This window comes from Salinarimonas chemoclinalis (genome assembly GCF_041514305.1).
Lineage (GTDB): Bacteria > Pseudomonadota > Alphaproteobacteria > Rhizobiales > Beijerinckiaceae > Salinarimonas > Salinarimonas chemoclinalis.
Genome location: NZ_JBGMWH010000002.1, coordinates 632989 through 659909 on the forward strand (window position 1 = coordinate 632989; position 26921 = coordinate 659909).

Below are 26921 nucleotides of genomic sequence, written 5' to 3' on the forward strand. Positions count from 1 at the left end.
GCCGCCCGAGCCGCGAGGGGAGAGGGCCATGAAGCACGGCACCTTCTTCTGGTTCTTCCTGCCCACGGCCGCCGCGATGCTCCTGTTCATCGCGTTCCCGATCGTGTCGGTGCTGGTGCAGTCGGTCTACGCCCCTCACGAGCAGGTGATCCGCGAGGTCGAGAACTGCACCCTGTTCGGCTGCACGACGACGACCGTCGTCGACCAGGAGGCGACGCGTGCGCTGCGCGAGGCGGAGCCGCTGGGGCGCTTCGTCGGCTCCGCCATCTACACGGACCGCAACCATCTCGCGCTCGGCGAGGTCGCCGCGGCCTGGGCGCGGGCGCCGGATCTCGGCGGCTTCTGGAGGCAACTCCTCAACCTGCCCTTCTACGGCGCGCTGGCGTTCACGCTCACCTACACGCTCCTCGTCACCCCCGCCTCGATCCTGCTCGGCTTCGCCATCGCGCTCGCGGTCAACGCCCTCCCCCGCCCGGCGCGGGGGCCGACGATCTTCGTCTCGCTGCTGCCGATGATCGTCACGCCGCTCGTCGGCGCGCTGATCCTGTTCTGGATGGTCGACGCGCGCGGCGTGCTCGGCGCCGCGCTGCAGGCGCTCGCCGGGGACCCGAACCTCTCGGTGAAGGCCTCGACGCCGCTGATGTGGGCGATGCTCGTCGTCTACGGCATCTGGTCGAGCGCGCCCTTCGCCTTCGTCGTCTACTACGCCGGCCTCCAGACGGTGCCGCAGGACACGCTGGAGAGCGCGATGATCGACGGCGCCACCCGCTGGCAGCGCATCCGCTGGGTCGTCGTCCCCCACCTCCTGCCGCTGACGACGTTCATGGCGCTGATCAAGATCATGGACAATTTCCGGGTCTTCGAGCCCATCGTCAGCTTCAACGCGGGCGCGCATGCGCAATCGTTGAGCTATTTCATCTACTCGGATCTCGGCGGCGAGACGCGGCTCCTGTCGTCGGCCGCCGCGACCTCGGTCTTGACCATCGCGGGCGTCGTCGTCCTGCTCTCGCCGGTGCTGGTGCGCACCTGGCGCGCATTCGGGAGGGCCGGAGCATGAGCACGCGCCTCGCCGACCGCCGGCCGATGCCGGTGCGCATCGTGCTGATGGGCTTCCTCGCCGTCTGGCTCGTCGTCGCCGCCTTCCCGTTCCTGTGGACGCTGTGGGGGAGCTTCAAGGTCGAGGGCGACTTCTTCTCCAAGGCGGACTGGATGAACGCGCTGACCGGCCCGCTCACCCTGGCGGAGACCGGCGCGCGCACGACGCTGGACGGCTACGAGGGCGCCTGGATCCAGGAGGAGTTCTGGCGTGCGGCGCTCAACACGCTGATCGTCGTGGTCGCGGTGGTGTGCATCTCGCTCACCTTCGGGACGCTGGGCGGCTACGCGCTCAGCCGCTCGACCTATCGCTACGCCTTCTGGCTGCTACTCGTCGCCCTGGTCTTCCGGGCGATGCCGCCGATCACCCTCGTCTCGGGCTACCTGCCGCCGTTCTTCCAGTGGAACCTGTGGGGGCATCTGCCCACCGCGATCATCGTGCTCGTCGCCATCAACCAGCCCTTCACGCTGTGGATGCTCACCGCCTTCTTCCGCAACATCCCCAAGGACCTCGACGAGAGCGCCATGGTCGACGGCTGCTCGCGCTTCCAGGCCTTCCGACACGTGATCATCCCGGTGATGTGGCCGGGCGTGATCACCACCGGCTTGTTCTCGTTCCTGCTCGCCTACAACGACTTCGCCGTCACGGCGATGCTCCTGTCGAAGGAGAACCAGACCATGGTGCCCAAGATCGCGAGCTTCCTCGGGACCACCCAGACCAAGGGCAACGTCATGTTCGCCGTCTCCTCCGTCGTCTCGGTGACGGCGCCCCTCTTCCTGCTGGTCCTGTTCTTCCAGCGCCAGATCGTCAGCGGGCTCACCGCCGGCGCGGTGAAAGGCTGACGATCATGGCGGACATCGAGCTCAAGCACCTGTCCAAGCGCTGGGGTTCCTTCGTCGGCGTCAAGGCGCTCGACCTGCACATCGCCGACGGCGAGTTCCTGGTCCTGCTCGGCCCCTCGGGCTGCGGCAAGACGACGACGATGCGCATGATCGCCGGCCTCGAGGACGCCACCGAGGGCGACATCCTCATCGGCGGCGCACGGGTCAACGAGCTCGAGCCCAAGGACCGCGACATCGCGATGGTGTTCCAGTCCTACGGCCTCTACCCGACGATGAGCGTCTACGAGAACATCCGATTTCCCTTGAAGGTGCGCGGCATTCCCGCCGCCGAGCACCGCGAGCGGGTGATGCGCGCGGCGAAGACCGTCGAGCTCGTCGAGTTCCTCGACCGCAAGCCCGCCGCGCTCTCGGGCGGCCAGCGCCAGCGCGTGGCGCTCGCGCGGGCCATCGTGCGCAAGCCCAAGGTCTTCCTGATGGACGAGCCGCTCTCGAACCTCGACGCCAAGCTGCGGGTCTCCACGCGCGCGCAGATCAAGAACCTGCACCACGAGCTCAAGACGACCACGATCTACGTCACCCACGACCAGATCGAGGCGATGACGCTCGCCGACCGGGTCGTCGTCATGTCGAAGGGCGAGGTGCAGCAGGTCGGCACGCCGCTCGAGATCTACGACCGCCCGGCGAACACGTTCGTGGCGGGCTTCATCGGCAGCCCGGCCATGAACCTGATGGACGGGACACTCGCGGGCGGCGTGTTCGAGGGGGAGAACGTGCGCATCCCGGGCTTCGCCGGCCTGCGGGACGGTCCGGTCACGCTCGGCTTCCGCGCGGAGGACGCGCAGGTCGTCGAGAGCGGCGAGATCGCGGCGCCCATCTACTCGATGGAGCTCCTCGGCGACAGCTCGATGGCCACCGTCCAGGCCGGCGGCGCCCTCGTCGCGATCAAGGCCGCCAAGGACTTCTCCGCCGAGATCGGCGCGCCGATCGCCGCGCGGGTCCCCGCCTCCGTCTGCCACCTCTTCGACGCACGCACGGGCGAACGCCTGGATCGGACCCCCGCATGAGCGACGCCGACGCCCATCTCGCCCGTTCCCGCGAGACCCTCGCGGTCATCCGGCGCATGGAGGACGCGCTCGCCGCGGGCTCCGACGACATGGGGGCGCATTTCCACGAGGGCTTCCTGTGGCGCGGCAACCAGGGCTGCGGCACCAAGCGCGGCGTCGCGGAGTTCCGCCGCAACTGGCAGCTTCCCCTGCGTGCGGCCTTCTCGGAGCGGACCTACGTGACCGAAAGGTTCATCGCCGACGGCGACTGGGCCGCCTGCTTCGGCCATATCGAGGCGACGCATTCGGGTCCCTTCATGGGCATGAAGCCCACGGGGACGCGGGTGCGCATTCCCTACATGGACTTCTGGCGCGTCGAGGACGGGCGCATCGCGGACAACCCGGTCTTCGTCGACTTCGCTGCCGTCCTCGTCCAGCTCGGCCGCGACGTCTTCGCCGGCGAGGGCTGGGAGGCCTACGACCGCGGCGAGCGCACCCCGCCCGCACCCTGACACCCGCACCCGACACGCTTCCTCGGCGAAGGAGAAGAAGAAATGGCCATCACCCATCTCAAGTCCGGCAAGCCGGCGGACGAGCGCGCCGAGGACGATGCGAAGGTCCGCGCCAGCGTCGAGGAGATCCTCGCCGACATCGAGGCGCGCGGCGACGCGGCGGTGCGGGAACTGGCGACGAAGTTCGACGGCTACGCTCCGGAGAGCTTCCGGCTGACGCCCTCGCAGATCGAGGCGGCGATGCAGAAGGTCTCCGCCCGCGACATGGAGGACATCCGCTTCGCGCAGGCGCAGATCCGGCGCTTCGCGCAGGCCCAGCGCGCCAGCATCACCGACGTCGAGATCGAGACGCTGCCCGGCGTGATCCTCGGCCACCGCAACATCCCGGTCCAGTCGGTGGGCTGCTACGTGCCCGGCGGCAAGTTCCCCATGGTCGCCTCCGCCCACATGTCGGTGCTCACCGCCCAGGTCGCCGGCGTGCCGCGAATCGTGGCCTCCGCACCGCCGGTGAAGGGCGAGCCGCACCCCGCGATCGTGGCCGCCATGCATCTGGGCGGCGCGCACGAGATCTACGTGCTCGGCGGCATCCAGGCGGTGGGCGCGATGGCGCTCGGGACGCAGACGATCGAGCCCGTCCACATGCTGGTCGGCCCCGGCAACGCCTACGTCGCGGAGGCCAAGCGTCAGCTGTTCGGGCGCGTGGGCATCGACCTCTTCGCCGGCCCCACCGAGACGATGGTGATCGCCGACGACACCGTCGACGCCGAGATCTGCGCCACCGACCTGCTCGGCCAGGCGGAGCACGGCTACAACTCGCCCGCCTGCCTGATCACGAATTCCCGCGCGCTCGCCGAGGCGACGCTGGCCGAGATCGAGCGGCTGCTCGCCATCCTCCCCACCGCCGAGACCGCGCGGATCAGCTGGCGGGACTACGGCGACGTGATCGTGTGCGACACCTGGGATGAGATGCTCGCGGTCGCCGACGACATGGCCTACGAGCACGTCCAGGTGATGACGGATCGCGACGACTGGTTCCTCGACAACATGCGGGCCTACGGCGCGCTCTTCCTGGGGCCGCGCACCAACGTCGCCAACGGCGACAAGGTGATCGGCACGAACCATACGCTCCCCACCCGCAAGGCCGGGCGGTACACCGGGGGGCTGTGGGTCGGCAAGTTCCTCAAGACGCATTCCTACCAGCGAATCCTCACCGACGAGGCGGCGGCGACGATCGGCGCCTACGGCAGCCGGCTGTGCATGCTGGAGGGGTTCGTCGGCCATGCCGAGCAGTGCAACGTGCGTGTGCGCCGCTACGGCCGGCGGAACGTCGCCTACGGAGCGGCCGCGGAATGATCCTCCCCCGCACGCCCTCCTTCCGCCTCGACGGCCGGCGCGCCCTCGTCGCGGGCGCCTCGTCCGGCATCGGGCTCGCCGCCGCCGCGGCGCTCGCGCAGGCCGGTGCGGAGGTCCGGCTCGCCGGGCGGCGCGAGGCCGCGCTCGTGCCCGTGCGCGACGCCATCCGCACGGAGGGCGGGCGCGCCGAGGTCCTGCCCCTCGACGTCACCGACATACACGCGACGGCGGATGCCGTTGCAGCGCACGGCCCCTTCGACGTCCTCGTCAACTCCGCCGGCCTCGCCCGCCACGCGCCGGCGCTCGAGACGACCCCTGAGGACTACGACGCCGTCATGGCCGCGAACCTGCGCGGCGCCTACTTTCTCGCCCGCGAGGTCGCCCGCGGGCTGATCGCGGCGGGACGGCCCGGGAGCCTCGTCACGATCTCCTCGCAGATGGGCCACGTGGGGGGGCCGGACCGGGCCGTCTATTGCGCGAGCAAGCACGCGGTCGAGGGCATGACCAAGGCGATGGCGCTCGAATGGGCGCCGCACGGCATCCGCGTCAACACGATCTGCCCGACCTTCATCCGCACCCCGCTCGCCGAGCAGACGCTCGCGAACCCCGAGCGCCGCGCCTGGCTCCTGTCCAAGATCAAGCTGGGGCGCGTCGGAGAGGTCGAGGACGTCATGGGCGCGGTCGTGTTCCTCGCCAGTGACGCGAGCGCCCTCGTCACGGGCACCCACCTCCTCGTCGACGGCGGGTGGACCGCCGAATGACCGAGCGAGACACCATCGCGGAGCCCACCGCCGCCGCGACGACCGTCACGGCGATGGACGTCGCCCGGCGCGCGGGCGTGAGCCAGTCCGCCGTGAGCCGCGTGTTCACGCCGGGCGCCTCCGCCTCCAAGCGCACGATCGCCAAGGTCCGCGCCGCAGCGGAGGAGCTGGGATACCGCCCCAACCGCCTCGCCCGGGCCATGATCACCGGGCGCACCCGCATCATCGGCCTCGTCGTCGCCTATCTCGACAACCAGTTCTATCCGCTGGCGCTCGAGCGGCTCTCCCGCGCGCTCCAGGAGCGCGGCTACCACATCCTCGTCTTCATGGCGGAGAACTCCACCGAGAAGGTGGCGGAGGTGGTGCAGGAGCTGATCGACTACCGCGTCGACGGCATCGTCACGGCCTCGGTCGCCATGTCGAACGACCTCACCGCCCGGCTGCTGGCGCTCGGCATTCCCGTCGTGATGTTCAACCGCGGCCAGGACGACCCGCGGCTGGCGGAAGTCACGTCGGACAATGTCGCGGGGGGTAGGCGGGCGACGGAGTTCCTGATCGCCGGCGGGCACCGGCGCATCGCCCACATCACCGGCTGGCAGGGTTCCTCGACGGGCCGCGACCGCGCCGCCGGCTTCCGCGCCGCGATGGATGCGGCGGGGCTCGCGCCGGTGGCGATGATCGACGGCATGTACAACCGCGACACCGCCGCCGAGGTCGCGCGCGCGCTCTGCGCGGACGCCGATCGGCCGGACGCCATCTTCGTGGGCAACGACCACATGGCCTTCGGCGTCATGGACGCGCTGCGCCAGGGCCTCGGCCTGCGCATCCCGCAGGACGTCTCGATCGTCGGCTACGACGACGTGCCGATCGCCGCCTGGCCGGCCTACGACCTCACCACCATCCGCCAGCCGGTGAACCGCATGGTCGCGGCCACCGTCGACGCGCTCCTCGGCCAGATCGAGGGGGCCGAGACCCCCGGCAAGGTCCGCATCGACGGTCCCCTCGTCGTGCGCCGCTCCGCCCACCTGCCAGAAGGATACGCCCCGTCATGAAGGGCTTCTCGAACCGCTGGAGCGACCTTCCCGGATACATCCTCGGCGTCACGCGCGAGATCTGGGAGGAGCGCGGCATCGCCACGCTCGAGCACACCTACGCCGCCGACATCCCGGTCCGTACGCCCATGGGCGTCGCCGTCGGCAATGCCGGCGTGATCGCCTCCACCCTCGCGACCCTGGCCGAATTCCCCGATCGGGAGCTGCTCGGCGAGGACGTGATCTTCTCCGGCGACGAGGAGGCGGGGTTCCTCTCCTCGCACCGGATCGTCTCGACGGGGACGCATGCGAACGACGGCTGGTTCGGCCCGGCCACCGGGCGACGCTTCCAGGTGCGCGTCATCGCCGACTGCGCCGCGAAGGCGGACGTGATCTACGACGAGTGGTTGGTGCGCGACAATGGCGGCCTCGTGCGCCAGCTCGGCGGCGACCCGCGCCTCTTCGCCCGCGACCTGATCGCCCGCGAGGGCGGCCCCGAGCGCGCCCGCCGGCCGTTCACGCCGGAGGTGGACGTCGCGGGGGCCTATCGCGGGCGCGGCAACGAGAACGAATGGGGCGCGCGCTACGCCCGGTCGCTCGAGCGCATCATGCGGGCGGACGTCGCCCACGTGCTCGCGGCCTGGGACCGCGCCGCGATCGGCGAGTACGCCGGCGCGCGCACCCGCGTCGGCGCCCGCGCCATCGCCGACTTCTGGCTGTCGCTGCGCGCCGCCTTCCCCTCCGCCGCGTTCACGATCCACCACCGTATCGGCATGGACGGCGCCATGATGCCGCCGCGTGCCGCGGTGCGCTGGTCTCTCGACGGCACGCACGACGGCTTCGGCCTGTTCGGCCCGCCCACCGGCGCGCGGGTGCACGTGATGGGCATGGCGCACGCCGAGTACGGACCCTACGGGCCCGACGGCGTCGGATTGCGCCGCGAGTACGCGCTCTTCGACGAGATCGCGATCTGGAAGCAGATCCTCCTCCACACAGGTGACCTATGACCCCCGCGGAACTGGAATCCCGCATCGTCCGCTACGGCGACCTGCGCCCGTGCCGGACCGCCTTCATCGACGCCCACACGCCGGGCTCGAACCAGAAGGAGAACTTCACCATCATCGGCGGCGGCGTCAGCGAGAGCGCGGACCAGCACGTCCACATCCGCGAGACGCCGGGCTTCAACATCGGCGCCGCCGGCCAGCCGCCGAAGTGCCGCAACTCGCTGCACTCCCACCGCACGGCGGAGGTGTTCTTCGTCCTCAAGGGCCGCTGGCGCTTCTTCTGGGGGCGCTGGGGGAACGCCGGCGAGGTCGTGCTCGAGGAGGGCGACATCTTCGACATCCCCACCGGCATCTTCCGCGGCTTCGAGAACATCGGCACGGACTACGGGATGATCATGGCGATCCTCGGCGGCGACGACGCCGGCGGCGGCGTGATCTGGGCGCCGCAGGTGATCGAGGACGCCAGAGATCACGGCCTCGTACTGGGGAAGAACGGCAAGCTCTACGACACCAAGAAGGGCGAGCGCCTGCCGGACGGCGTGCCGCCGATGCCGCTCCTGACCGACGAGGAGCTCGCCGCCTTCCCCGAGCTGCCGCCCTCCGCGGTGGTGCGCGACTACGTCGCCCGCTACTGGGACCTGATGGCGCTCGCCAAGGACGCGCGGGCGCGGGTGATCGGCGCCGAGGGCGTCATCCGCGACCGCCCCGGCTTCGAGGTCGAGCTCCTCGCCCGCGGCTCGATCCCCGAGGAGATGCGAGCGAGTCCGCGCCACGAGGTGCTGATGGCCATGCGCGGCCACTGGCGGCTGACCTGGGAGGCCGGCTCGACCGTGCTCGCCCCCGGCGACACCTGCGCGCTGCCGCCCGGCCTCGCCTACGCGCTCGCCCCCTCGATGACCGGAGAGGCGAGCCTCTACCGCGTCCGCGCCACCGACGACCCGCCCGGCCCGACGCGGCGGGGGTGAGGCTCCCCGCCCTGGATGACGTGTGCCGAGCCGCTTATCGGGGGACGCCGGAGACCCCTGTCCTTCCCTGTAGGGGAAGGTGGCTCGGCGGCGAAGCCGACGAGACGGATGGGGCGCGCGGCACGCGCGTTCGGCGAAGCCGAAGCCGACGGTGCAAGGCCGGACACGGCGGTTTCCGCGTCGCGGAACGCGTCGCTCGCGCCGCGCCCCATCCGTCGCCGGCTTCGCCGGCGACACCTTCCCCTACAGGGAAGGAGAAGGCCCGCATCTGCGTCGTGCCGAAGATCCACGATGGGACCAGCCCTCGGCCGAGAAGGTCGAGCACCAAGGACGACACGAAAGGAGGACACGCCATGACCCTCGACGTCACCCATGTCGGATCGCTGCCGCGCTCGCAGGCGGTGGTCGACCAGCTCTTCGCCCGCGAGCGGGGCGAGCCCTACGACGAGGCCGTGTTCGACGCGACCATGCGCGCGGCCGTGTCCGAGACCGTGCGCCGGCAGGTGGAGGCGGGGGTGACGATCGTCTCCGACGGCGAGACCTCGAAGATCTCCTACGCCACCTACGTGAAGGACCGATACGAGGGCTTCGACGGCGACAGCCCGCGCAACGCCCCCGCCGACCTCAAGCTCTTCCCCTCCTTCCTGGAGCGGCTCGCGAAGTCCGGCGGCACGCCGACCTACGCGCGCCCGCAATGCGTCGCGCCCGTGCGCTCGAAGGGCCAGGGCGAGCTCCAGAAGGACATCGCCAACCTCAAGGCCGCCATGGCCGAACACGGCGCGGCGCGCGGCTTCATGAACGCGGCCTCGCCCGGCGTGATCTCGCTCTTCCTGCAGAACGCGCACTACCCGACCCGCGAGGCCTATCTCGAGGCGCTGGCCGAGGCGATGCGCGAGGAATACCGCACCATCGTCGAGGCCGGGCTCGACCTGCAGCTCGACTGCCCCGACCTCGCGCTGTCGCGCCACATGCTGTTCACGCATCTCTCCGACGAGGAATTCCTGAAGGTCGCAGCCACCCACGTGGAGGCACTGGAGCACGCGCTCGACGGGCTGCCGCGCGAGCGCATCCGGCTGCACATCTGCTGGGGCAACTACGAGGGTCCCCACGTCTGCGACATCGACATGGCCGAGGTCTTCCCGCTCTTGATGCGGGTGCCCGCGCGCTACGTGCTGTTCGAGACCGCCAACCCGCGCCATGGTCACGAATGGACCGTGTTCCGGGATCGCGCCGGCGAGATCCCCGACGACAAGGTTCTGGTGCCCGGCGCCGTCGACACCACGACCAACTTCGTCGAGCACCCCGATCTCGTGGCCCAGCGGCTCGCCCGCTTCGTCGACGTCGTCGGCGCCGATCGGGTGATCGCGGGTTCGGATTGCGGCTTCGGCACCTTCGCCGGCTACGGGGCGGTCGATCCCGAGATCGCCTACGCCAAGCTCGCGACGCTGGCGGAGGGGGCGCGGCGGGTGCGATGACGCCGGTCGTCCTCCTGCCCGGCCTGATGTGCGACGCGCGCCTGTGGGGCCCCGTGATGGGCGCCTTCTCAGGGCGCGCGGTGCTGCACGCTCCCCTCGTCGAGGCGGACACCACCGACGCGCTCGCGGCCGCCGTGCTCGCGCTCGCCCCTCCCCGCTTCGCGCTGGCCGGCCTGTCGATGGGCGGCATCGTCGCCATGGCGATTCTCGCGGCGGCGCCGGAGCGGGTCGAGCGGCTGGCGCTCCTCGACACCAACCCCCGCGCGGAGCTCGAGGCCGTGCGCGCCGTCCGCGCACGCCAGATCGCCCGCGCCCGCTCGGGCGATCTCGCCGGCGTGATGCGCGAGGAGATGAAGCCGAACTACCTCGCGGACGGGCCCGGTATGGAGACCGTCCTCGACCTGTGCATGGACATGGCGCTCGCGCTCGGCCCCGAGGTCTTCGCCCGCCAGTCCGCCGCCCTGCGCGACCGCCCGGACCGCTGCGACGCGCTCGCCGCCTATGGCGGCCCCGCCCTCGTGCTGATGGGCGAGGAGGACCGGCTGTGCCCGCGCGATCGCCACGAGCAGATGCACGCGCTGCTCGTGCGCTCCCAATTCGTCGTCGTCCCCGGCGCAGGCCATCTGCCGACGCTGGAGCGACCACCAGAGACCACGGCGGCGCTCGGCCGCTGGCTGGAGGCCTGATGGACCCCGATCTCCTCGCGCTCCTGCGCGGCGCCGACACCGCCACGGTCTGCAACGCCATCGAGATGGTGCAGGGCCGGCGCGGCTTCTCCGCCTTCACCCGCGGCACCATGATCTGCTCGGCCCCCGACGAGCCGCCGATCGTCGGCTTCGCGGTCACCGCCCGCATCGCGGCGCGCGCCCCGAGCACGGAGCCGCCCGACGTCGTCCGCGCGCGCCGCATGGCCTACTACCGCGCCATGCACGACGGCCCCAAGCCCTCCGTGGCCGTCGTCGAGGACCTCGACTTTCCGGATTGCATCGGCGCCTACTGGGGAGAGATCAACACCACCATCCACAAGGGCTTCGGCATGGCCGGCGCGCTGACCAACGGCGTCGTGCGCGACCTCGGCGACCTGCCGAGGGGCTTCCCCGTCGTCGCCGGCAGCGTCGGGCCGAGCCACGGCTTCGTGCACGTGCGCAGCCTCGGCGAGCGGGTGACGGTCCTCGGCCTCGAGATCGCCCAGGGCGATCTCGTCCACGCCGACCGTCACGGCGCCCTCGTGGTCCCGCCCGACGTCGTCGCCGGCCTCGACGACGGCATCCGCCGCCTGCGCGAGACCGAGCGCCTGGTGCTCGACCCGGCGCGCGCCCCCGGCTTCGACTTCGCTGCCTTCGAGAGGGCCTGGGCGGCGTTCGAGAAGGCGCGGACCTGACGGCGCGCGCGAGGCCGGCGCCGGGAGCGGGCGCTCACCCCCCCGCTGAATTCGGCGCGCGGAGCCCGGCGTCCGCGGTCGCCTGCGCCGACGACGCGCCGACCGGCGTGCGCTGCGGCGCGAGGAGCCGCAGCCCGCCGTCCGGCGCGGGCGAGAGTCGCTGGACGTAGAAGTAGCCCGCGTCGTCCGCGCCCATCACCGGCGAGGGGGCGGAGACGAGCCGCACCGGGCCGGAATGACCCATCCAGTCGAGGTGGCGGTGGCCGTGCAGCACGGCGAGCCGGTCCGCCTCCGGTCGCAGCCGGCGCACGAACGCGCTGCCGTTCAGGAGCGCCGTCCCGATCCGCAGGGCGAACCGCGCCCGCCCGGGATACTCGACGACGTGGTGGTGCAGCGCCACGATCCAGCGCGCGTCCGGATGGGCGCGAAACGCGGCGGACATCGCCAGCGCCTGGGCGTGCGACACGAGCCCGAGCGCGTTGGTGAAGGAGAAGTTCGCCTCCGCGTTGGAGTTCAGCAGGACGACGCCGAGACCGTCGGGCGTCTCCGGCGGCGCGACCATGGGGAAGAGGTCGTGCCAGAGGCGCGACAGGCGCCGGGCGGAGCGGATGTCGCCCCGGTCGGCGAAGGCGCGCATCGCCGCCTCGTGCGGGCGCAAGGCCTCGCGCAGCGTCGGGCCGACCGCCCCCCGGAGCCGGTCCGGCACGTGGACCCGCTCACCCTGGATCGCATCGAGCACGGAGAGCGCGCGCATCTCCCTGAGCGTTCGCCCCACCCCGCCCGGCAGCTCGAGGCGCGCGGGATTGGCGCGGTCCACGATGTTGAGGTCGTGGTTGCCCGGCAGGAGCAGCATCTTGCCGGCGAGCGCCGGGTGTCGCGCGACGCGGTCGAGGAACGCGGCCCACTCGGTGGCCCGTCCGGCATCGGTGACGTCCCCCGTGACGAGAACGAGATCGAGCGGGTCGGCTGCATCGGTGCGTACCAGCGCGTCGAGCGTCCGCTCGAGGGCCTCGTTGCCGCGCGGGCCGGCGCGCCCGCTCTCGAGCCTGCGCTCGTAGGGCCCACCGACCGTGTGCAGATCCGAGACGTGCGCCACCCGCCAGGGACGCCGTCCCGGCACCGGGGGATCGAAGCCCGTGCGGGTACGCGGGGCTTCCATCGTGGCGTCGGCGATGCTCCAGGCCAGGGAGGCGAGCGCCAGGAACACGCCGACGATCACCACGCTGTTGGCGAGGGTCGGCGCGACGAGCCGCTGGGGCGCCCGCAGATCGGCGACGCTGCCCACCCACCGGGTCGCCGGCCAGGCCTCGAGCACGACGAGGGTCGCCGCGGCCGAGAGCACGAGGCCGGCGGCGAGCGTGGCCGCGACACCCGCGCGCGCCCGCGCCTCCGGCCCGAGCCGCCCCGGCGCGGCCCGCTCGACGAGGTGGCGCAGGCTCTCGCGCACGAGCACCCAGGCGGGCTGGACGACCACGGAGACGAGCGACCAGAAGCTGCGCTCCGTCGCGCGGTAGAGCGGCCGCCCTCCCAGGAGCGCCGCGGCGAGCGCGGCGACGAGCGTCAGCCCCGCGGCCAGATCCGACACGAGCTCGGCCGACTGGCGCGGCAGCAGCCGCAGCCAGCCCGTCGCCAGGAGGGGCGCGAGGCCCAGGAGCAGCGACGGCAGGACGATCATGATCCCGGTGACCAGGGCGAGCTTGAGGAGGTTGATCTCGACGAGCATGCTCCCGGCGAGCGCGACGAGCGAGCGCCCGTGCGGGCTCGCCGCATCGTCCTCGACGTCCCCGACGCGAGGATCGAGGATGGGTCCCCTCGTCCGGTCCTGGTCCTCGGCCAACCGCCCGCCTCCTCGCGCATCACGCGCACGCCCCCCGCCGCAGGCACGCACCCTAGAGCATCGTCCGGACGAGTGGAGACCGGTCGCGGGAAAAATCGACGCCACGGATCGGGAACGGAGAGCGTCCGACCCGAGGCCGCCGGGTCGGACGGCGCTCCATGCCGCAACGCGGGCCGTCGCCCGGGCACGACGACGGGCCGATCGTCGTCGCGCCGCGCGGCCGTCGCCGGCGCGGGCGACCTCAGGCGCGCGGCCCGCGCCCCCGCCGCGTCGCCGCATAGGCCCCCAACCCGGCCCGCACCAGGGCGTAGGAGACGAGCCACGCCAGGATCGCCATAGGGACGGCGCCGATCAGCATCGTGGACAGCGTCGGCCAGACGTACTCGAGGGCGGCGAAGCTCCAGCCCTGCTCCAGAAACGTCTCGGCGGTGTCGAGCACCGCGTCCGCGGCGGCCTCCGCCTGCGCCTCCGCGCCCTCCTCGAAGCCTTCGGCGACCACCTCGAACGCGTCCTGCGGCGCGCTCGTCGCCAGGCTCGTGATGACCGTCCCCAGCCAATAGCTCGCGGCGAAGATCAACGGGAAGGTCACGGGGTTGCCCACGACCGTTCCGAAGGCGGCCGCGATCATCGAGCCGCGCGTCAGGAAGGCGAGCACGAAGGCGAGGAAGAAATGCAGCCCAAGCAGCGGCGTGAACGAGACCGCCGCCCCCGAGGCGAAGCCCGCGGCGATCGCGTGCGGCGAGGTCTTCAGCCTGGAGAGCCGCGCGACGACGTACCGCCCGGAGCGGCGGAAGCCGCGCTCGGGCCAGAGGAAGGTCTTGATGCGCTGAACGCGGGACGGCCGATTACGCCTGCCGAACATGTCTCGTCGATCCGGGGCCGCGACGCGGCTGGGTAGGCCAGGGAGAACCGCGTGTCCACCGCTTTCGGACCGTCGACACCGATCAGCCCGGACGGCGCGTCTCGTCCCGCTCCTCGAACAGATCCGGCATCGCCGCCGCGAGCTTGGGCAGCGACACCAGGATCTCCGCGAGGTGCGCACGAATCGCCGCCTCCGCCGCCTCCGGGGCACCGGCCTCGACGGCGTCGAGGATCGCCTGGTGCTGGGCGATGAGCACGTCGACGGGAGTGGCGTCGGGGAGCGAGAGGAAGCGCACGCGGTCCATCTGCGCCTTGAGCGTCTCCAGCACGCGCCAGGCGTGGGTGCAGTCGGCGGCCATCGCCAGCCCGTAGTGGAAGGCCTCGTCGAGCCGCAGGAACAGCGCGGCGTCGGCCCGCGCCCGCGCCTCGCGCTGGCGCTCGATCGTCTCGTGCACGGCCGCGATCCCCGCGGGTGTCGCGCCCGCGGCCGCCTTGCGCACGATCGCGACCTCGATCGCCTCGCGCAGGAAGCGGGCGTTCTCGACCTCGCGCTGCGAGATCAGCACCACGAACGTGCCGCGCTGCGGGCGCACCTCGACGAGGCCGGCCTCCGCGAGCTTGATGAAGCTCTCGCGCACCGGCTGGCGAGAGACCCCGAGCTCGCGGGCGATCTCGGATTCCGAGAGCAGGTCGCCCGGCCGCAGGTCGAGTTGCACGATCGCGGCCTTGAGCACCTCGAAGATGCGCTGGCCGATCGTGCGCTGGCGCGGGCGCATGCCCTCCTCCCAGCTCTCCGGCGCGAGACGTATCCGGCCGTTCATGTTGACTCCTCGTGGACTACCATACTAGCCTACAGACATCGAACGCTGCCGTCCAGGAGCAGCGGAGGGAGGAAGACATGACGCATCGTACGCTCGCCGCGGTCCTCACCGCGGCCCTCGTCGGCACCGCCGCCCCTGCGCTCGCGGCGGACTACACGCTCAACGTCAATACCGCGCTCGCGGTGAACGACCCGCTCTATCGCGGCCTCGAATCCTTCAGGGACGGCGTCGCCGAGGCGACGGGCGGCGCGGTCGAGATCCGGCTCTTCCCGAACTCGCAGCTCGGCCCGGACGAGGACGTGCTCGAGCAGGCCCGCGCCGGCGCGCCGGTGGCGGTGGTCGTCGACGGCGGGCGCCTGGCCGTGTTCCAGAACGAGTTCGGCGTGCTCGGCGCCCCGTACCTCGCCTCGGGCTACGACGGCATGCGCCGGGTCGTCACCTCGGACCGCTTCGAGGAATGGGTCCAGGCGCTGCGCGGGGCCTCCGGCCACCAGGTGCTGAGCTTCAACTGGTGGCAGGGCGAGCGCCATCTGCTCACGCAGATGCCGGTGACCGAGCCCGCCGACCTCGCGGGGGTGCGGCTGCGCACGCCGGGCGCGCCGGTCTGGATCGAGACCATCTCCGCCATGGGTGCGACGCCGACCCCGATGCCGTGGGGCGAGGTCTATTCCGCCCTCCAGCAGAACGTCATCGACGCCGCCGAGGCGCAGCTCCCCGCCATCGTCGGCGCGCGGCTCGACGAGGTGATCTCGCACGTCACCAAGACCGGCCACATCAACCTGATCACCGGCCTCGTCACCTCCGCGGCCTGGTTCGACTCGCTGCCGGAGGACTTCCAGCGCATCCTGCGCGAGGAGGCGCTCGAGGCCGGCGACGTCGCCTCGTACGGCACCCGCGACGCGCTCGCCGCGATCGAGGCCGACCTCGAGGCCAAGGGCGTCGACGTCGCCGAGATCGACACGACGCCGTTCCGCGAGGCGACCGCGTCGGTCTACGACGAGCTCGGCTACGGCGCCCTGCGCGACGAGCTCCAGGCCATCGCCGCGGGCGATTGAGGCGCACCGCGCAGGCATGCTCGCGCCTTCGTGGATACCGGCTGCCGCCGTTCTCCCCTCCCCTCGTGGCTGGCCGATGCTCACATCTCCTGCCCCTCTCTCGGCTCCGGGCGGCGACCTGTGCCGGGGAGGTGGTCGGGGGACGCCGGCCGGCCCTGTCCTTCCCTGTAGGGGAAGGTGGATCGGCGGCGAAGCCGACGAGACGGATGGGGCGCGCGGCACGCGCGTTCGGCGAAGCCGAAATGCGGCGGGACAGCGAGCACGCCGACTTCCGCTTCGCGGAACGCGTCGCTCGCGCCGCGCCCCATCCGTCACCGGCTTCGCCGGCGACACCTTCCCCTACAGGGAAGGAGAATACCTCCACCCTGTGTGGCGGAGTTCGCCGTTCGATCCGACGTGCCGCAGGTGTGTGAATCGACCAGCCCTCGTGGGGAGGGGTCGGGGGCGGCGGCGGACAGGACGATCACGCCGTCGACGTGTGCGCGCCGATCGCCCCTCCCAGCGACGCCGGCATTGCGAGACCCAGGAGCCAGGAACGCCCATGTCGCAGCGCCTCGCACGGCTCGAGCTCGTCGTCGGCTCGGTCCTCCTCGGCATCATCACGGTGCTCGTCTTCGCGGCGGCGGTGATGCGATTCTTCGACCGGCCGCTGATCTGGTCGGTCGACCTCGCGCAGCTGCTCTTCATCTGGCTGTGCTTCGTGGGGGCCTCGCGGGCCATGCGCGAGCGGGCGCATCTGGGGGTCGATCTCCTGGTACGCGGCTTTTCCCCGCGTGTGCGCCTCGCCATCGAGATGGCGCTCGCGGTCCTGTTCATCGCGTTCATGGCCATCATCGCGATCGAGGGCACGAAGCTGACGCTGCTCAACCGCGAGCGGCTCTTCGGCGACAGCGGCCTGTCCTACGCCTGGGTGACCATCGCCGTGCCCGTCGGCTGCCTGTTCCTCACCCTCGCCATCCTCGGCAACGCCTGGGAGGCGTGGCGGGAGCGGGCGCGCGGGCGGCTCCTCGTGTTCTCGCGCATCGACGCCGAGCCCGCGGCGCGGCAGGAGCCCTGACCCATGCTCCTCATCGGCGGCGTCTTCCTCGTCCTGCTCCTCCTCGGCGCGCCCGTCGCCTTCGCGATCGGGCTCGCCGGCTTCACCTTCTTCCTGACGTCGGACATCATGCCGACCTCGATCGGCGTGCAGCGCATCGCCGCCGTCTCGCAGAGCTTCCCGCTGCTCGCGGTGCCGTTCTTCGTGCTCGCCGGCCACCTGATGAACGAGAGCGGCATCACGGAGCGGCTGTTCAAGTTCTCCCACGTCACCGTCGCCTGGATCGCCGGCGGGCTCGCCCAGGTCTCGATCATCCTCTCGACGCTGATGGGCGGCGTCTCGGGTTCGGCGGTGGCGGATGCGGCGATGCAGGCGCGCGTGCTCGGCCCGCGGATGATCGACCAGGGCTACTCCAAGGGCTACGCGGCCGCCGTGATCGCGCTGTCCTCGCTGATCACCGCGACGATCCCGCCCAGCATCGGGCTCATCCTCTACGGCTACGTGGGCCAGGTCTCGATCGGGCGGCTCTTCCTCGCGGGCGTCGTGCCGGGCCTCCTGATGATGCTCTTCCTGATGGTCGCGGCCTGGCTCGTCGCCCGAAAGCGCGGCTACGTCGTCGACCAGAGCGCGCCGCCCGCCGCGCGGGCCTTCGGGCGAGCGGCGCTCGACGCGAAATGGGCCCTCCTCTTCCCCGTGCTGCTGCTCCTGTCGATCCGCGGCGGCGTGTTCACGCCCTCGGAGGTCGGCGCCTTCGCCGTCGTCTACGCGATCCTCGTCGGCGTCCTCGCCCATCGGGCGATGAACGCGGCGGCGATCGGGCGCGCCTTCGCCCGGGCGGTCTCCGACATCGGGCTCATCATGCTGATCATCCTGATGTCGGGCATGATCGGCTACGCCATCGTCTTCCTGCAGGTGCCCCAGCAGGTGACCGTCTTTCTGCTCGACGGCTTCAGCGATCCCTACGTGATCGTCGGCCTGATCCTGGCGGCGCTCTTCGTGGCGGGGCTGTTCTTCGAGAGCACCATCATCGTCCTGCTGATCACGCCCATCGTCGTGCCGATCGTCCAGCGCGTCGGGTTCGACCCGGTGCATTTCGGCATCCTGATGATGACGATCGTCACGCTCGGCTCGATGACGCCGCCGGTGGGGGTGGCGATGTACACGGTCTGCAGCCTGCTCGGCTGCCGGGTCGAGGAATACGTGCGCGAATCCCTGCCCTTCCTCGCCGCGATCCTGGCGCTCGTCGCCGTCCTCCTCGCCTTCCCGGACCTCGTCCTCTTCCTGCCGCGCCTCGCCTTCGGATGACGGCCGCAGGCCGAGCCTCCGACACGGGACGAAGGCCTCGTCGTGAGACACGCACCATGAGACAAACCTGGCGTTGGTTCGGCCCCCGCGACGTCTGCACGATCGAGGACATGCTGCAATCGGGCGTGGAGGGCGTGGTGAGTGCGCTCCACCACGTCCCGCCGGGTGCCCCGTGGACCGCCGACGAAATCGAAGCCCGCCAACGGGCGATCGCACGCCGCGCCGACGGCGGGCCGTCCGGCCTCGCCTGGGAGGTCGTCGAGAGCCTTCCGGTCTCCGAGGACGTCAAGCGCCAGAGCGGGCCGTGGCGCGAGCACGTCGCGGCGTGGATCGCCAGCCTCGAGCACCTCGCCGCCGCCGGCATCCCCGTCGTGTGCTACAACTTCATGCCCGTCCTCGACTGGACGCGCACGGCGCTGCACCACCCGCTGCCCCACGGCGGCACCTGCCTGCGCTTCGACTGGCTCGACTTCGTCGCCTTCGACCTGCACATCCTCGCCCGCCCGGGCGCCGCCGGGGATTACGATTCCGACCTGTGCGCCGCCGCGGCGGAGCGCCATGCCGCGATGAGCGAGGCCACCCGCCGACGCGTCGCCGACGCCGTCACCGCGGGGCTCCCCGGCGACGCGGAGCGGGTGACGCTCGACACCGTCCGCGCCCATCTCGCCGGCTTCGCCGCGATCGGACCCGAGCGCCTGCGCGCGAACCTGATCGCGTTCCTGGAGATGGTCTCACCGGCGGCCGAGCGGCTCGGCATGCGCCTGTGCTGCCACCCGGACGACCCACCGTTTCCCCTGCTGGGCCTGCCGCGCATCCTCTCCACCGAGGACGACTACCGCCGCGTGCTCGACGCCGTCGACCTCCCGGCGAACGGAGTCACGCTCTGCGCCGGCTCGCTCGGCGCCCGTGCCGACAACGACGTGCCCGGCATGATGCGCCGGCTCGGATCGCGGGTGCACTTCCTCCATCTGCGCAACGTCACGCGGGAAGGCACGCCGTCGGACGGATCGATGCGCGGCTCCTTCCACGAGAGCGCGCACCTCGACGGAGACGTCGACATGGTCGCCCTCGTCGCCGCCGTGCTCGACGAGGAGGCCGCCCGCCGCGCCGCCGGCCGCCCCGACGCCGACATCCCGATGCGCCCCGACCACGGCCACGACATCCTCACCGACATCGGCCGCGGCGCACAGCCGGGCTACCCGGTGGCGGGGCGGATGCGAGGGCTCGCGGAGCTGCGGGGCGTCGCACGGGGGTTGGCGTATGCGGGGGTGGGGTCTGCGTGGTGAGCGCGCTGGGGCTCGAACCCAGGACCTACAGATTAAAAGTCCGTTGCTCTACCAGCTGAGCTACGCGCTCCCGCGGCCCCTGGTTAAGGGCATCGCGGGCGGGGGTCAACACGGAGGGCCGGGGCCGAGTGCCGTCGAGAGCCGCTTGACGAAACGCCGCAGCATGCGCACTTCCCCGGATGCCGCGCACCCCTCGCCGCGCCCCTCCCCGGCGCATCGGAGACTCACCCCCGTGGACCGCCTGAAATCCTTCGTCGAATCCCGCCGCGTCGAGCGGGTGATCATGGTCCTCATCCTCGTCAACGCGGTCACGCTCGGGCTCGAGACCGTGCCCGCGGTGATGGAGCGGGTCGGGCCGGCGCTGCTCGTGCTCGACAGGGCGATCCTCGCCGTGTTCGTCGTCGAGATCGCGGCGCGGCTCCTCGTCCACCGGCTGCGCTTCTTCGGCAACGCCTGGAACGTGTTCGACTTCACTGTGGTCGCCATCGCGCTCGTGCCCGCGACGGGCGCATTCTCCGTCCTGCGCGCGCTGCGCGTGCTTCGTCTCCTGCGCCTCGTCAGCATGGTGCCGTCGCTGCGCCGGGTCGTCGGCGCCATGGTCGGCGCGCTGCCGGGGATGGGGTCGGTGATCGTGCTGCTCACGCTCGTGTTCTACGTCTTCGCGGTGATGGCGACGAAGCTGTTCGGCGGCTCCTTCCCCGAGTGGTTCGGCTCGATCGCGGCCTCCGCCTACACGCTCTTCCAGGTGATGACGCTGGAGAGCTGGTCGATGGGCATCGTGCGGCCGGTGATGGAGGTCTACCCCTACGCCTGGGCCTTCTTCCTGCCCTTCATCCTGGTGACGACGTTCACGGTGCTCAACCTGTTCATCGGCATCGTGGTCTCGGCCATGCAGGCCGTGCACGAGGAGGAGACGAAGGAGGAGCGCGCCGCGGAGCGGGCGGCGGAGCAGGCGGCGAGCGTCGAGGTCGCCGCCGCGGCGAACGCCATGCAGGACGTCAACGCGGTCCTCGTCGAGGAAATCCGCGCGCTGCGGCGCGAGGTGGCGGCGCTGCGCGAGGCCCGCGGGCGCAGCGACGCGGCGGAATAGGCGTCACAGCCCGTGGAAGGCGCGCTCGCGGTAGACGAGCGCGCGCGCGTGCCGGCCCACCCGGACGTCCACCACCTCGCCGATCAGGACGTGGTGCGTGCCCACGACCTCGGCGGAGACGAGGCGGCAGTCGAAGGCGACGAGCGCGCTCTCGAGCACCGGTGCGCCGGTGGCGAGCGTCGTCCAGCGCCCCTGCCCGAAGCGCGCGTCGCCGCGCAGCTCCGTGCGCCCGGCGAAGACGTTGGCCAGCGGCTCGTCGTCCCAGGCGAGCGTGCCGACGCAGAAGATGCCGTTCGCCACCAGCGCCCGCGTGCTCTCGCTGCCGGCGTTGGCGCACACGAGCAGCGTCGGCGGGTGATCCGACACGGCGGTGACGGCGGTCGCCGTGAAACCCGCGCGCCCCTGCGGCCCGCGCGTCGTCACCACGTGCACGGCGCCCGGCACGCGGCTCATCGCGTCGCGGAACGCCCCGGCGTCGAGGGAGGCGGTGTCGGCGGCGGCATCGGGGCGGGCGCTCAAGGGCGATCCTTCTCGCATCGGTCGGCGCGCGGGCGTGCGCGGGGACGGTCCGTCTCCGTCCACCCATATGGCTTCTGCCCCCGCGAAGGGAAGCCTCGCGCGCGCGGGCGAACCGCCGTCGCCGGCTCAATCCAGCGCGAGCACGCTTTCGCGCGAGGAGAACAGCTTCATCGAGCGATTGCGAACGAGGGCGTAGGCGAGCGCCTTCACCCCCTCCGTCGCCCCGACGAGCGCGCGCGCGCGGTCCGCGTTGGTCCCTCGGATCGCCTCCGCGCCGCCGATCTCGTAGAGATGGAGCAACGCCGCGCTCGTGATCAGCGCGAGGTGCGTGAAGGCCTGCGGGAAGTTGCCGAGGAACGTCCCCGTATCCGGATCGACCTCCTCGGCGTAGAGGCCGACGTCGTTGGCCCGCGCCAGGAGGCGCTCGAACAGCGCGCGCGCGTCTTCGCCACGGCCGACGGTGAGGTAGGCTTCCACGAGCCAGAAGCTCGTGATCATGAAGGCGCCCTCCTCGCCCTCGAGCCCGTCGTCGCCGCGATAGCGGTAGACGAGGTCGTCCACCTTCAGCTCCGTCTCGACCCGACGCACCGTCTCCTCGAGAATCCGCGCATCGATCGGCAGGCCGAGCAGCGGGATCTGCAGCAGCGCCGCGTCGACCGCGTCGGTGCCGAAGGCCTGCGTGAGATAGGGTGGATCGCCGGCGGTGCCCTTCTCGAGGATCGCGGCGATGATCGCCTCGCGGTTCTCGCGCCAGATCGGGCGGTCGCCGAGGATCTTCGCCGCGCGGTCGAGGGTGACCCAGGCCATCGCCTTGCCGTGGACGAAGTGCTGCGGGCCGGAGCGCACCTCCCACAGCCCCTGATCGGGCTCGTGCCACATCCGGCACACGTGATCCGCGACGGACGCCACGAGCGCGCGCTCGTCGGCCCCGAGATCCGCGCCGAGCGCCATGCGCAGGTCCGCCCAGTCGAGGACCTCCCCGAAGATGTCGAGCTGGCGCTGCTCGGCCGCCTCGTTGCCGACGCGCACCGGCCGTGCGCCGCGATAGCCCGCCAGCTCGTCCAGCGTGCGCTCGGGCAGGAAGGGCTGCCCCTCCAGCCCGTACATGATGCGCATCGCCGAGCCTTCCCGCAGGCAGCGCCGCGTCAGGAACTCGGAGAACCGCGTCCCCTCGCCGCTGAAGCCGAGCACCGCGAGGGAGAACAGCGAGAAGCAGGAATCGCGCAGCCACGAGAAGCGATAGTCCCAGTTCCGCTCCCCTCCCGGGGTCTCCGGCAGCGACGTGGTCGCGGCGGCCACCAGCGCGCCGGTCGGCGCGTAGGTGAGGCATTTCAGCGCGAGCGCAGAGCGTGTCACGGCTTCCACGTGCGGCCCGCGATACCGAACGTACGCGGCCCATTCCCGCCAGAAGGCGCAGGTGACCGAGAGCAGATGATCGACCGTCGGACGCGGGTCGGACAGCGGGGTCACGTGGGTGAGGACCGTGGGGACCACCTCTCCCACCGCGATCTCGTGCCGAATCTCGACTCCGTCGTCGCGCGGCGCGATCTCGCCGCCGCACCACAGCATGAGCCCGCCCTGCACCGCGATGCACCCGCCGGTCACCTCGAGCGTCGGTGGGGCCTTGGAGAAGCGCGGCCCCCGGGGGGAGAAACACGTCGTCACCCCGATGCGCCCGCGTGTGCAGGCGAGACGGCGCACCAGCCATCCCGGCGCGTTGAGGTCGACATAGTCGTGAGCGCCCGCCGCGCGGCTTCGGCCCACCGGCATGAAGTCCGTGACCTCGAGCACGCCCGTCTCGCAGACGAAGGTCGTGCGCAGCACGTTGGTGCGCTCGACATAGGCTCGGTGGACCTCGCGCACGCCGTCGGGCCGTATCTCCCAGGCGCCCCCGCCGTGGTCGCCCATCTGCCCACCGTCCAGAAGGCGGAAGAAGGCCGGATCCTCGTCGAAGCGCAGGAGGGCGAGCCAATCGATCGCGCCCGTGCGCGAGACCAGCGCCGCACCGTGGCAATCCCCGATGAGTGCATAGTCCTCGATGGGTGGCTGGACGTAGGGGATACGCTCGTTGGACGTCTCGGTCGCGGCCATCCGCACTCCTCTCTCGCTATACGAGGGTACAACGCACGGCGAGCGTGGCCGTTCGATCCCGACTCGTCGCGACGATGCACCGCCCTCGCCGGACGTGTCGCACCGCGCTAGGTGTTCCGCATGCGCATCATAGAGACCGCCCTCCTCGCCCCCGCGTTCCTCGCCGCGTCGATGGCCGTGGCGTCGCCCGCGCCGCCCGCCTTCGTCGGAGAGACGCCCGCGGACGCACCGCTGGCCGGCGCGATCCACGACGCCCGCACCGGCGAGGCGCTGGCGCCGGCGGACGTCGCCGCGCGCATCGTGGACGCCGAGATCGTCCTCCTCGGCGAGCGACACGACAACCCGGACCACCACGCCCTCCAGGCCTGGGCGGTGGGCATCGCCGCGGCGCGGGCCCCCGCCGGCGGGCTCGTGCTGGAGATGGTCCGCCGCGACGCGGGCGGGCCGCTCGCCGACGCCCGGGCCGAGGACGTCGACGCGCTCGGCGAGGCGCTCGGCTGGGAGGCGAGCGGCTGGCCGGATTTCGCCATGTACGCCCCGATCCTCGCCGCCGCCCTCGACGCCGGCTGGACGCTGCACGCGGGCGACGCGGCGCGTGCCCTGACGACGGCGCTCGCGCGGGGCGAGGAAGACGCGCTCGCGCCGGCCGAGCGCGCCCGCCTCGGGCTCGATCGGCCGCTGCCGGAGGCGGGGCGCGTGCGCATGGAGCGTGCGATCGTCGATGGTCATTGCGGGCTCCTGTCGGAGGCGGCGGTGCCCGGATTCGCCCTCGCCCAGCGCCTGCGCGACGCCGTGCTCGCCGATTCGCTCCTCGCGGCCCCCTCCCCGGCCGTGCTGATCGCCGGCGCCGGCCACGTCGGCGCGGAGGCGGTGCCGTTCTACCTCGCGGCGCGCGCGCCGGAACGCGCCGTCCTCTCGATCGCCTTCGTCGAGGCGGCGCCGGACGTCGACGAGCCGGCGGACCTCGTCGCCCGTTTCGGCACGGCGGACGCGCCCTACGACATCGCCTGGTTCACGCCGGAAGTGGCGCGCGGCGACGTCTGCGCCGACCTGCGGGCGCGCTTCGGCGGCGGCTGAGGCGCGTCCGCGCCGCCGCGCGAGCGCGGCCGTTCCTTGCATTCGCGAACCTCCCACGTACGATGCCCCGCCGCCCGGACGCCACCGGAGCGGCGAGCGCAACGACGAGGCACCGGGAGGCCCCAATGACCGCACGCCAGACGCTCACCGACCTCGCCGCCGGGCTGGCGAGCGGGTCCATCACCGTCGTCGACCTCTCCGCGCCGCTGGGGCCCGATACGCCCGTGCTCTACCTGCCGCCCGAAATCGGCGTGAACACGCCGAACGTCGAGATGCACGAGATTTCCTGGTACAATGAGAAAGGCCCCTACTGGGCCTGGCGTTGGCTCAAGCTCGGCGAGCACACCGGCACGCATTTCGACGCGCCGATCCACTGGATCTCCGGGCGCGACCATACGAGCGACGGCTCGACCGACACGATCCCGCCGCGCAACTTCGTGGGTCCCGTCAACGTCGTCGATTGCTCGCGCGAAGCGGCCGAGAACCCGGACTTCCTGCTCACGGCGGAGAGGGTCAAGGCCTGGGAGGCCGAGCACGGCGCGATCGAGCGTGACAGCTGGGTGCTGATGCGCACGGACTGGCATCGCCGCAACGACAGCGCCGAGACCTTCCTCAACGCCGACGAGACCGGCCCGCACTCGCCCGGCCCGTCGGTCGACTGCATGGAGTACCTCGTCTCCAAGGGCATCATGGGTTGGGGCACGGAGTGCGTGGGCACGGACGCCGGCGCGGCCACGGAGATGAACCCGCCCTTCCCGGCCCATTTCCTGATGCATCAGGCCAACCGCTACGGCCTCGCCAGCCTCGCCCACCTCGACCGCCTGCCGCCGAAGGGCGCGATCCTGGTCGCGGCCCCGCTGAAGCTCGTCAACGGCACGGGCAGCCCGGTGCGCGTCCTGGCGTTCGTGCCGGGCTGAACGGCCGGCGCGAGTCACGCCTCCAGCGTCGCCACCGTCCGCAGCGCGCCGTCGAGCGCGCCGCCGGCCTCGTCCATCAGCGCCGCCTGCTTCAGGCGCCGCAGCCAATCGGCGCCGTCCGTGCGGTGGACGAGCATCGGCACCGCCGAGAGGACGCGGTCGAATTTCGCCTCGCCGCGGGCGTGCGTGTCGGAATAGCCCTTCACCAGGCGACGCGCGCCGACGATCTCGACGGCGAGGGCGTAGTTCGTCGGCAGCACCTCCAGCGCCGTGCCGAGCCAGGCGTCGATGTGCGCCGTCTCGCGCGCGTGGCGCAGCGTCTTCAGGCGCATGCGCTTGAAGCCCGCCACGACGTAGAGCGCGAGGTACCAGCGGATCGTGCCCGTGCGCACGCGCCGGCCGCGGCTCACGAACCGGTCGAGGCGCGCGACGAGGCCGGGCCGCGCCTCGAACCAGCGGCCCATGCCGGCGGGCATGGTGCCGATCACCTCCTCCATGCGCGGATGCATGAACTCGGTCGTGTAGAGGATCTCGTCCGCCTTCACGCCCACCTCGCCGACGACGCGATCCCAGCGGCTGGCGCGGGTCTTGAGGTCGGCGACGCGGATCACGTCGTCGTAGGCCATGGCGACCGCGAGGTACTTGGCGCAGGCCGCCGTGAAGGCGTAGACCTTTGCGTCGCCCCCGGCGGCGCGGTCGGCCGCGAGGAGCTCCCGCATGCGGTCGAGATAGGCGCCGCCATAGGCGAGATCCTGGAAGTCCACCACCTTGCGCAGGCCCGCGGCGAGCAGCGGCCGCGCCTGCGCCGGGAACTCCGCGCGCACCCGCGCCAGCAGCGCGTCGTAGCCCGCGTGGCCGACGTCGGCGAGCGGATCGGGCTTCGCCGGCGCTGGCGGCTCGGCATGCGCCTCGGGATTGCGCGCACGGTCGAAGGCCGCGCCGAAGGCCTTCAGGCTCGCGGCGACACCCTTGCCGCCGGCCGCGATCGCGTCCTCGAAGGCCTTACGCGGGAAGGGCAGCACGTCCGCCCCCGCCAGCGAGCCGAACAAGGCCGCGGAGACGACGCTGCCGTTGCGCGCCGCCAGTGCATCGAGATCCGAGGCGATCACCCGCCTGGCCGCGACGCCCGAGGCCGCCACCACCGCCTGCGGATCGGCCGCCCCGTCGCCGGGCTTCTGCTTCTCGGCCACCGCGTAGGCGCGGTGGGTCGAGGCGATCAGCGTCGTGCGGTCGGGCGTCACGAGCCCGCGCAGGATCGAGCGGCCCGCCTCCATGAACTCGGCGGCGAGCACCACGTCGACGTCGCCGGGCGTGGGCATGAGCGCCAGGATCGGCTCGGCTCCGGGCGGGGCCTTCACCATCTCGATGTAGTAGATCGTCGCCCCGGTGCGCTGGGCGACGCCCGGCACCGAGGTGGACTGGGCGACCCAGCCCTGCGCCTCCGCCATGCCGACGATCCAGTCGGCGAGCACGCCGCCGCCCTGCCCGCCCATGGCGAGGATGGCGAGTGTGATCGGGCGGTCGGTGGAGAGCGCGCCGGCGAAGGTCTCGTGACGGGTCATC

The 26921-nt window shown here is 72.0% G+C and carries 25 protein-coding genes and 1 tRNA gene; 19 read left to right on the forward strand and 7 right to left on the reverse strand.

Translation table 11 applies throughout. The features are described 5' to 3' along the window. The first annotated feature begins 28 nt into the window (after positions 1–28). From AB9M23_RS06725 to AB9M23_RS06780, 12 genes are all read left to right on the forward strand, one after another. The gene (locus AB9M23_RS06725; RefSeq protein ID WP_372423584.1) at positions 29–1057 is read left to right on the forward strand and encodes a carbohydrate ABC transporter permease; all 1029 of its coding nucleotides are present in this window, start codon (positions 29–31) and stop codon (positions 1055–1057) included. Next, positions 1054–1938 carry a carbohydrate ABC transporter permease gene (locus AB9M23_RS06730; RefSeq protein WP_372423585.1) on the forward strand — a complete coding sequence of 295 codons (885 nt, stop codon included), beginning with the start codon at positions 1054–1056 and terminating at the stop codon, positions 1936–1938. Before AB9M23_RS06725 ends, AB9M23_RS06730 begins: the two co-directional genes overlap by 4 nt. Positions 1939–1943: 5 nt before the next feature. Further along, entirely contained in the window at positions 1944–3002 is a 1059-nt protein-coding gene (locus AB9M23_RS06735) for an ABC transporter ATP-binding protein (RefSeq protein ID WP_372423587.1), read from the forward strand. Beyond that, the gene (locus AB9M23_RS06740; protein WP_372423589.1) at positions 2999–3493 is read left to right on the forward strand and encodes an ester cyclase; all 495 of its coding nucleotides are present in this window, start codon (positions 2999–3001) and stop codon (positions 3491–3493) included. Before AB9M23_RS06735 ends, AB9M23_RS06740 begins: the two co-directional genes overlap by 4 nt. Positions 3494–3535: 42 nt before the next feature. Beyond that, positions 3536–4846, forward strand: a complete 1311-nt coding sequence (hisD, locus tag AB9M23_RS06745) for a histidinol dehydrogenase (protein WP_372423591.1) — start codon at positions 3536–3538, stop codon at positions 4844–4846. After that, positions 4843–5607, forward strand: a complete 765-nt coding sequence (locus AB9M23_RS06750; protein ID WP_372423593.1) for an SDR family NAD(P)-dependent oxidoreductase — start codon at positions 4843–4845, stop codon at positions 5605–5607. The genes hisD and AB9M23_RS06750 overlap by 4 nt, the downstream gene beginning before the upstream one ends. Next, a complete protein-coding gene (locus AB9M23_RS06755; protein WP_372423594.1) occupies positions 5604–6659 on the forward strand; it encodes a LacI family DNA-binding transcriptional regulator in 1056 nt (351 codons plus the stop codon). Before AB9M23_RS06750 ends, AB9M23_RS06755 begins: the two co-directional genes overlap by 4 nt. Beyond that, on the forward strand, positions 6656–7645 hold the full coding sequence (locus AB9M23_RS06760) for a nuclear transport factor 2 family protein (protein ID WP_372423595.1): 990 nt from the start codon (positions 6656–6658) through the stop codon (positions 7643–7645). Before AB9M23_RS06755 ends, AB9M23_RS06760 begins: the two co-directional genes overlap by 4 nt. After that, on the forward strand, positions 7642–8607 hold the full coding sequence (locus tag AB9M23_RS06765) for a cupin domain-containing protein (RefSeq protein WP_372423597.1): 966 nt from the start codon (positions 7642–7644) through the stop codon (positions 8605–8607). Before AB9M23_RS06760 ends, AB9M23_RS06765 begins: the two co-directional genes overlap by 4 nt. A gap of 353 nt (positions 8608–8960) precedes the next feature. Further along, a complete protein-coding gene (locus AB9M23_RS06770; RefSeq protein ID WP_372423599.1) occupies positions 8961–10082 on the forward strand; it encodes a cobalamin-independent methionine synthase II family protein in 1122 nt (373 codons plus the stop codon). After that, positions 10079–10768, forward strand: coding sequence for an alpha/beta fold hydrolase (locus AB9M23_RS06775; RefSeq protein WP_372423600.1), 690 nt, complete (start codon positions 10079–10081; stop codon positions 10766–10768). Before AB9M23_RS06770 ends, AB9M23_RS06775 begins: the two co-directional genes overlap by 4 nt. Continuing rightward, complete coding sequence (locus AB9M23_RS06780) at positions 10768–11463, forward strand: RraA family protein (RefSeq protein ID WP_372423602.1); 696 nt, start codon at positions 10768–10770, stop codon at positions 11461–11463. Before AB9M23_RS06775 ends, AB9M23_RS06780 begins: the two co-directional genes overlap by 1 nt. 34 nt (positions 11464–11497) lie before the next feature. Here the strand turns inward: AB9M23_RS06780 and AB9M23_RS06785 are convergent, their stop codons facing one another. The 3 genes from AB9M23_RS06785 to AB9M23_RS06795 all read right to left on the reverse strand — a co-directional run bounded on the left by AB9M23_RS06785 (position 11498) and on the right by AB9M23_RS06795 (position 14982). Continuing rightward, on the reverse strand, positions 11498–13300 hold the full coding sequence (locus AB9M23_RS06785; protein WP_372423604.1) for a metallophosphoesterase family protein: 1803 nt from the start codon (positions 13298–13300) through the stop codon (positions 11498–11500). A gap of 241 nt (positions 13301–13541) precedes the next feature. Beyond that, a complete protein-coding gene (locus tag AB9M23_RS06790) occupies positions 13542–14162 on the reverse strand; it encodes a DUF2062 domain-containing protein (RefSeq protein WP_372423606.1) in 621 nt (206 codons plus the stop codon). Between the two features lie 82 nt (positions 14163–14244). Next, positions 14245–14982 (reverse strand): GntR family transcriptional regulator, encoded by a 738-nt coding sequence (locus AB9M23_RS06795; RefSeq protein WP_372423608.1) that lies wholly within the window; start codon positions 14980–14982, stop codon positions 14245–14247. 77 nt (positions 14983–15059) lie between these two features. Here AB9M23_RS06795 and AB9M23_RS06800 point away from each other — a divergent pair, with 77 nt between their 5' ends. The 4 genes from AB9M23_RS06800 (at position 15060) to uxuA (ending at position 19664) form a co-directional block, all read left to right on the forward strand. Then, complete coding sequence (locus tag AB9M23_RS06800; RefSeq protein WP_372423609.1) at positions 15060–16037, forward strand: C4-dicarboxylate TRAP transporter substrate-binding protein; 978 nt, start codon at positions 15060–15062, stop codon at positions 16035–16037. A 541-nt stretch (positions 16038–16578) separates the two neighbouring features. Beyond that, entirely contained in the window at positions 16579–17094 is a 516-nt protein-coding gene (locus AB9M23_RS06805; RefSeq protein ID WP_372423611.1) for a TRAP transporter small permease, read from the forward strand. Positions 17095–17097: 3 nt separating this feature from the next. Next, a complete protein-coding gene (locus AB9M23_RS06810; protein WP_372423613.1) occupies positions 17098–18378 on the forward strand; it encodes a TRAP transporter large permease in 1281 nt (426 codons plus the stop codon). A 56-nt stretch (positions 18379–18434) separates the two neighbouring features. Further along, positions 18435–19664 (forward strand): mannonate dehydratase, encoded by a 1230-nt coding sequence (gene uxuA / locus AB9M23_RS06815; protein ID WP_372423615.1) that lies wholly within the window; start codon positions 18435–18437, stop codon positions 19662–19664. Here the strand turns inward: uxuA and AB9M23_RS06820 are convergent. After that, a tRNA-Lys gene (locus tag AB9M23_RS06820) sits at positions 19659–19734 on the reverse strand. The two genes, uxuA and AB9M23_RS06820, sit on opposite strands and share 6 nt — an antisense overlap. Positions 19735–19896: 162 nt before the next feature. Here AB9M23_RS06820 and AB9M23_RS06825 point away from each other — a divergent pair. Next, positions 19897–20754 carry an ion transporter gene (locus AB9M23_RS06825; protein WP_372423616.1) on the forward strand — a complete coding sequence of 286 codons (858 nt, stop codon included), beginning with the start codon at positions 19897–19899 and terminating at the stop codon, positions 20752–20754. A 3-nt stretch (positions 20755–20757) separates the two neighbouring features. Here the strand turns inward: AB9M23_RS06825 and AB9M23_RS06830 are convergent, their stop codons facing one another. Both AB9M23_RS06830 and AB9M23_RS06835 read right to left on the reverse strand, forming a co-directional pair. Further along, positions 20758–21273, reverse strand: coding sequence for a flavin reductase family protein (locus AB9M23_RS06830; RefSeq protein WP_372423618.1), 516 nt, complete (start codon positions 21271–21273; stop codon positions 20758–20760). 126 nt (positions 21274–21399) lie between these two features. After that, entirely contained in the window at positions 21400–23364 is a 1965-nt protein-coding gene (locus AB9M23_RS06835; protein ID WP_372423620.1) for a glycoside hydrolase family 15 protein, read from the reverse strand. A gap of 120 nt (positions 23365–23484) precedes the next feature. On the opposite strand from AB9M23_RS06835, the gene AB9M23_RS06840 reads away from it, so the two are divergent. Then, the gene (locus tag AB9M23_RS06840) at positions 23485–24441 is read left to right on the forward strand and encodes a ChaN family lipoprotein (RefSeq protein ID WP_372423622.1); all 957 of its coding nucleotides are present in this window, start codon (positions 23485–23487) and stop codon (positions 24439–24441) included. A gap of 125 nt (positions 24442–24566) precedes the next feature. Further along, positions 24567–25358: a cyclase family protein gene (locus AB9M23_RS06845; RefSeq protein ID WP_372423624.1), complete on the forward strand. Its 792-nt coding sequence runs from the start codon at positions 24567–24569 to the stop codon at positions 25356–25358. Between the two features lie 14 nt (positions 25359–25372). On the opposite strand, the gene AB9M23_RS06850 is transcribed toward AB9M23_RS06845, so the two are convergent. Further along, positions 25373–26920, reverse strand: a complete 1548-nt coding sequence (locus tag AB9M23_RS06850; protein WP_372423626.1) for an indolepyruvate oxidoreductase subunit beta family protein — start codon at positions 26918–26920, stop codon at positions 25373–25375. Position 26921 lies beyond the last annotated feature (1 nt).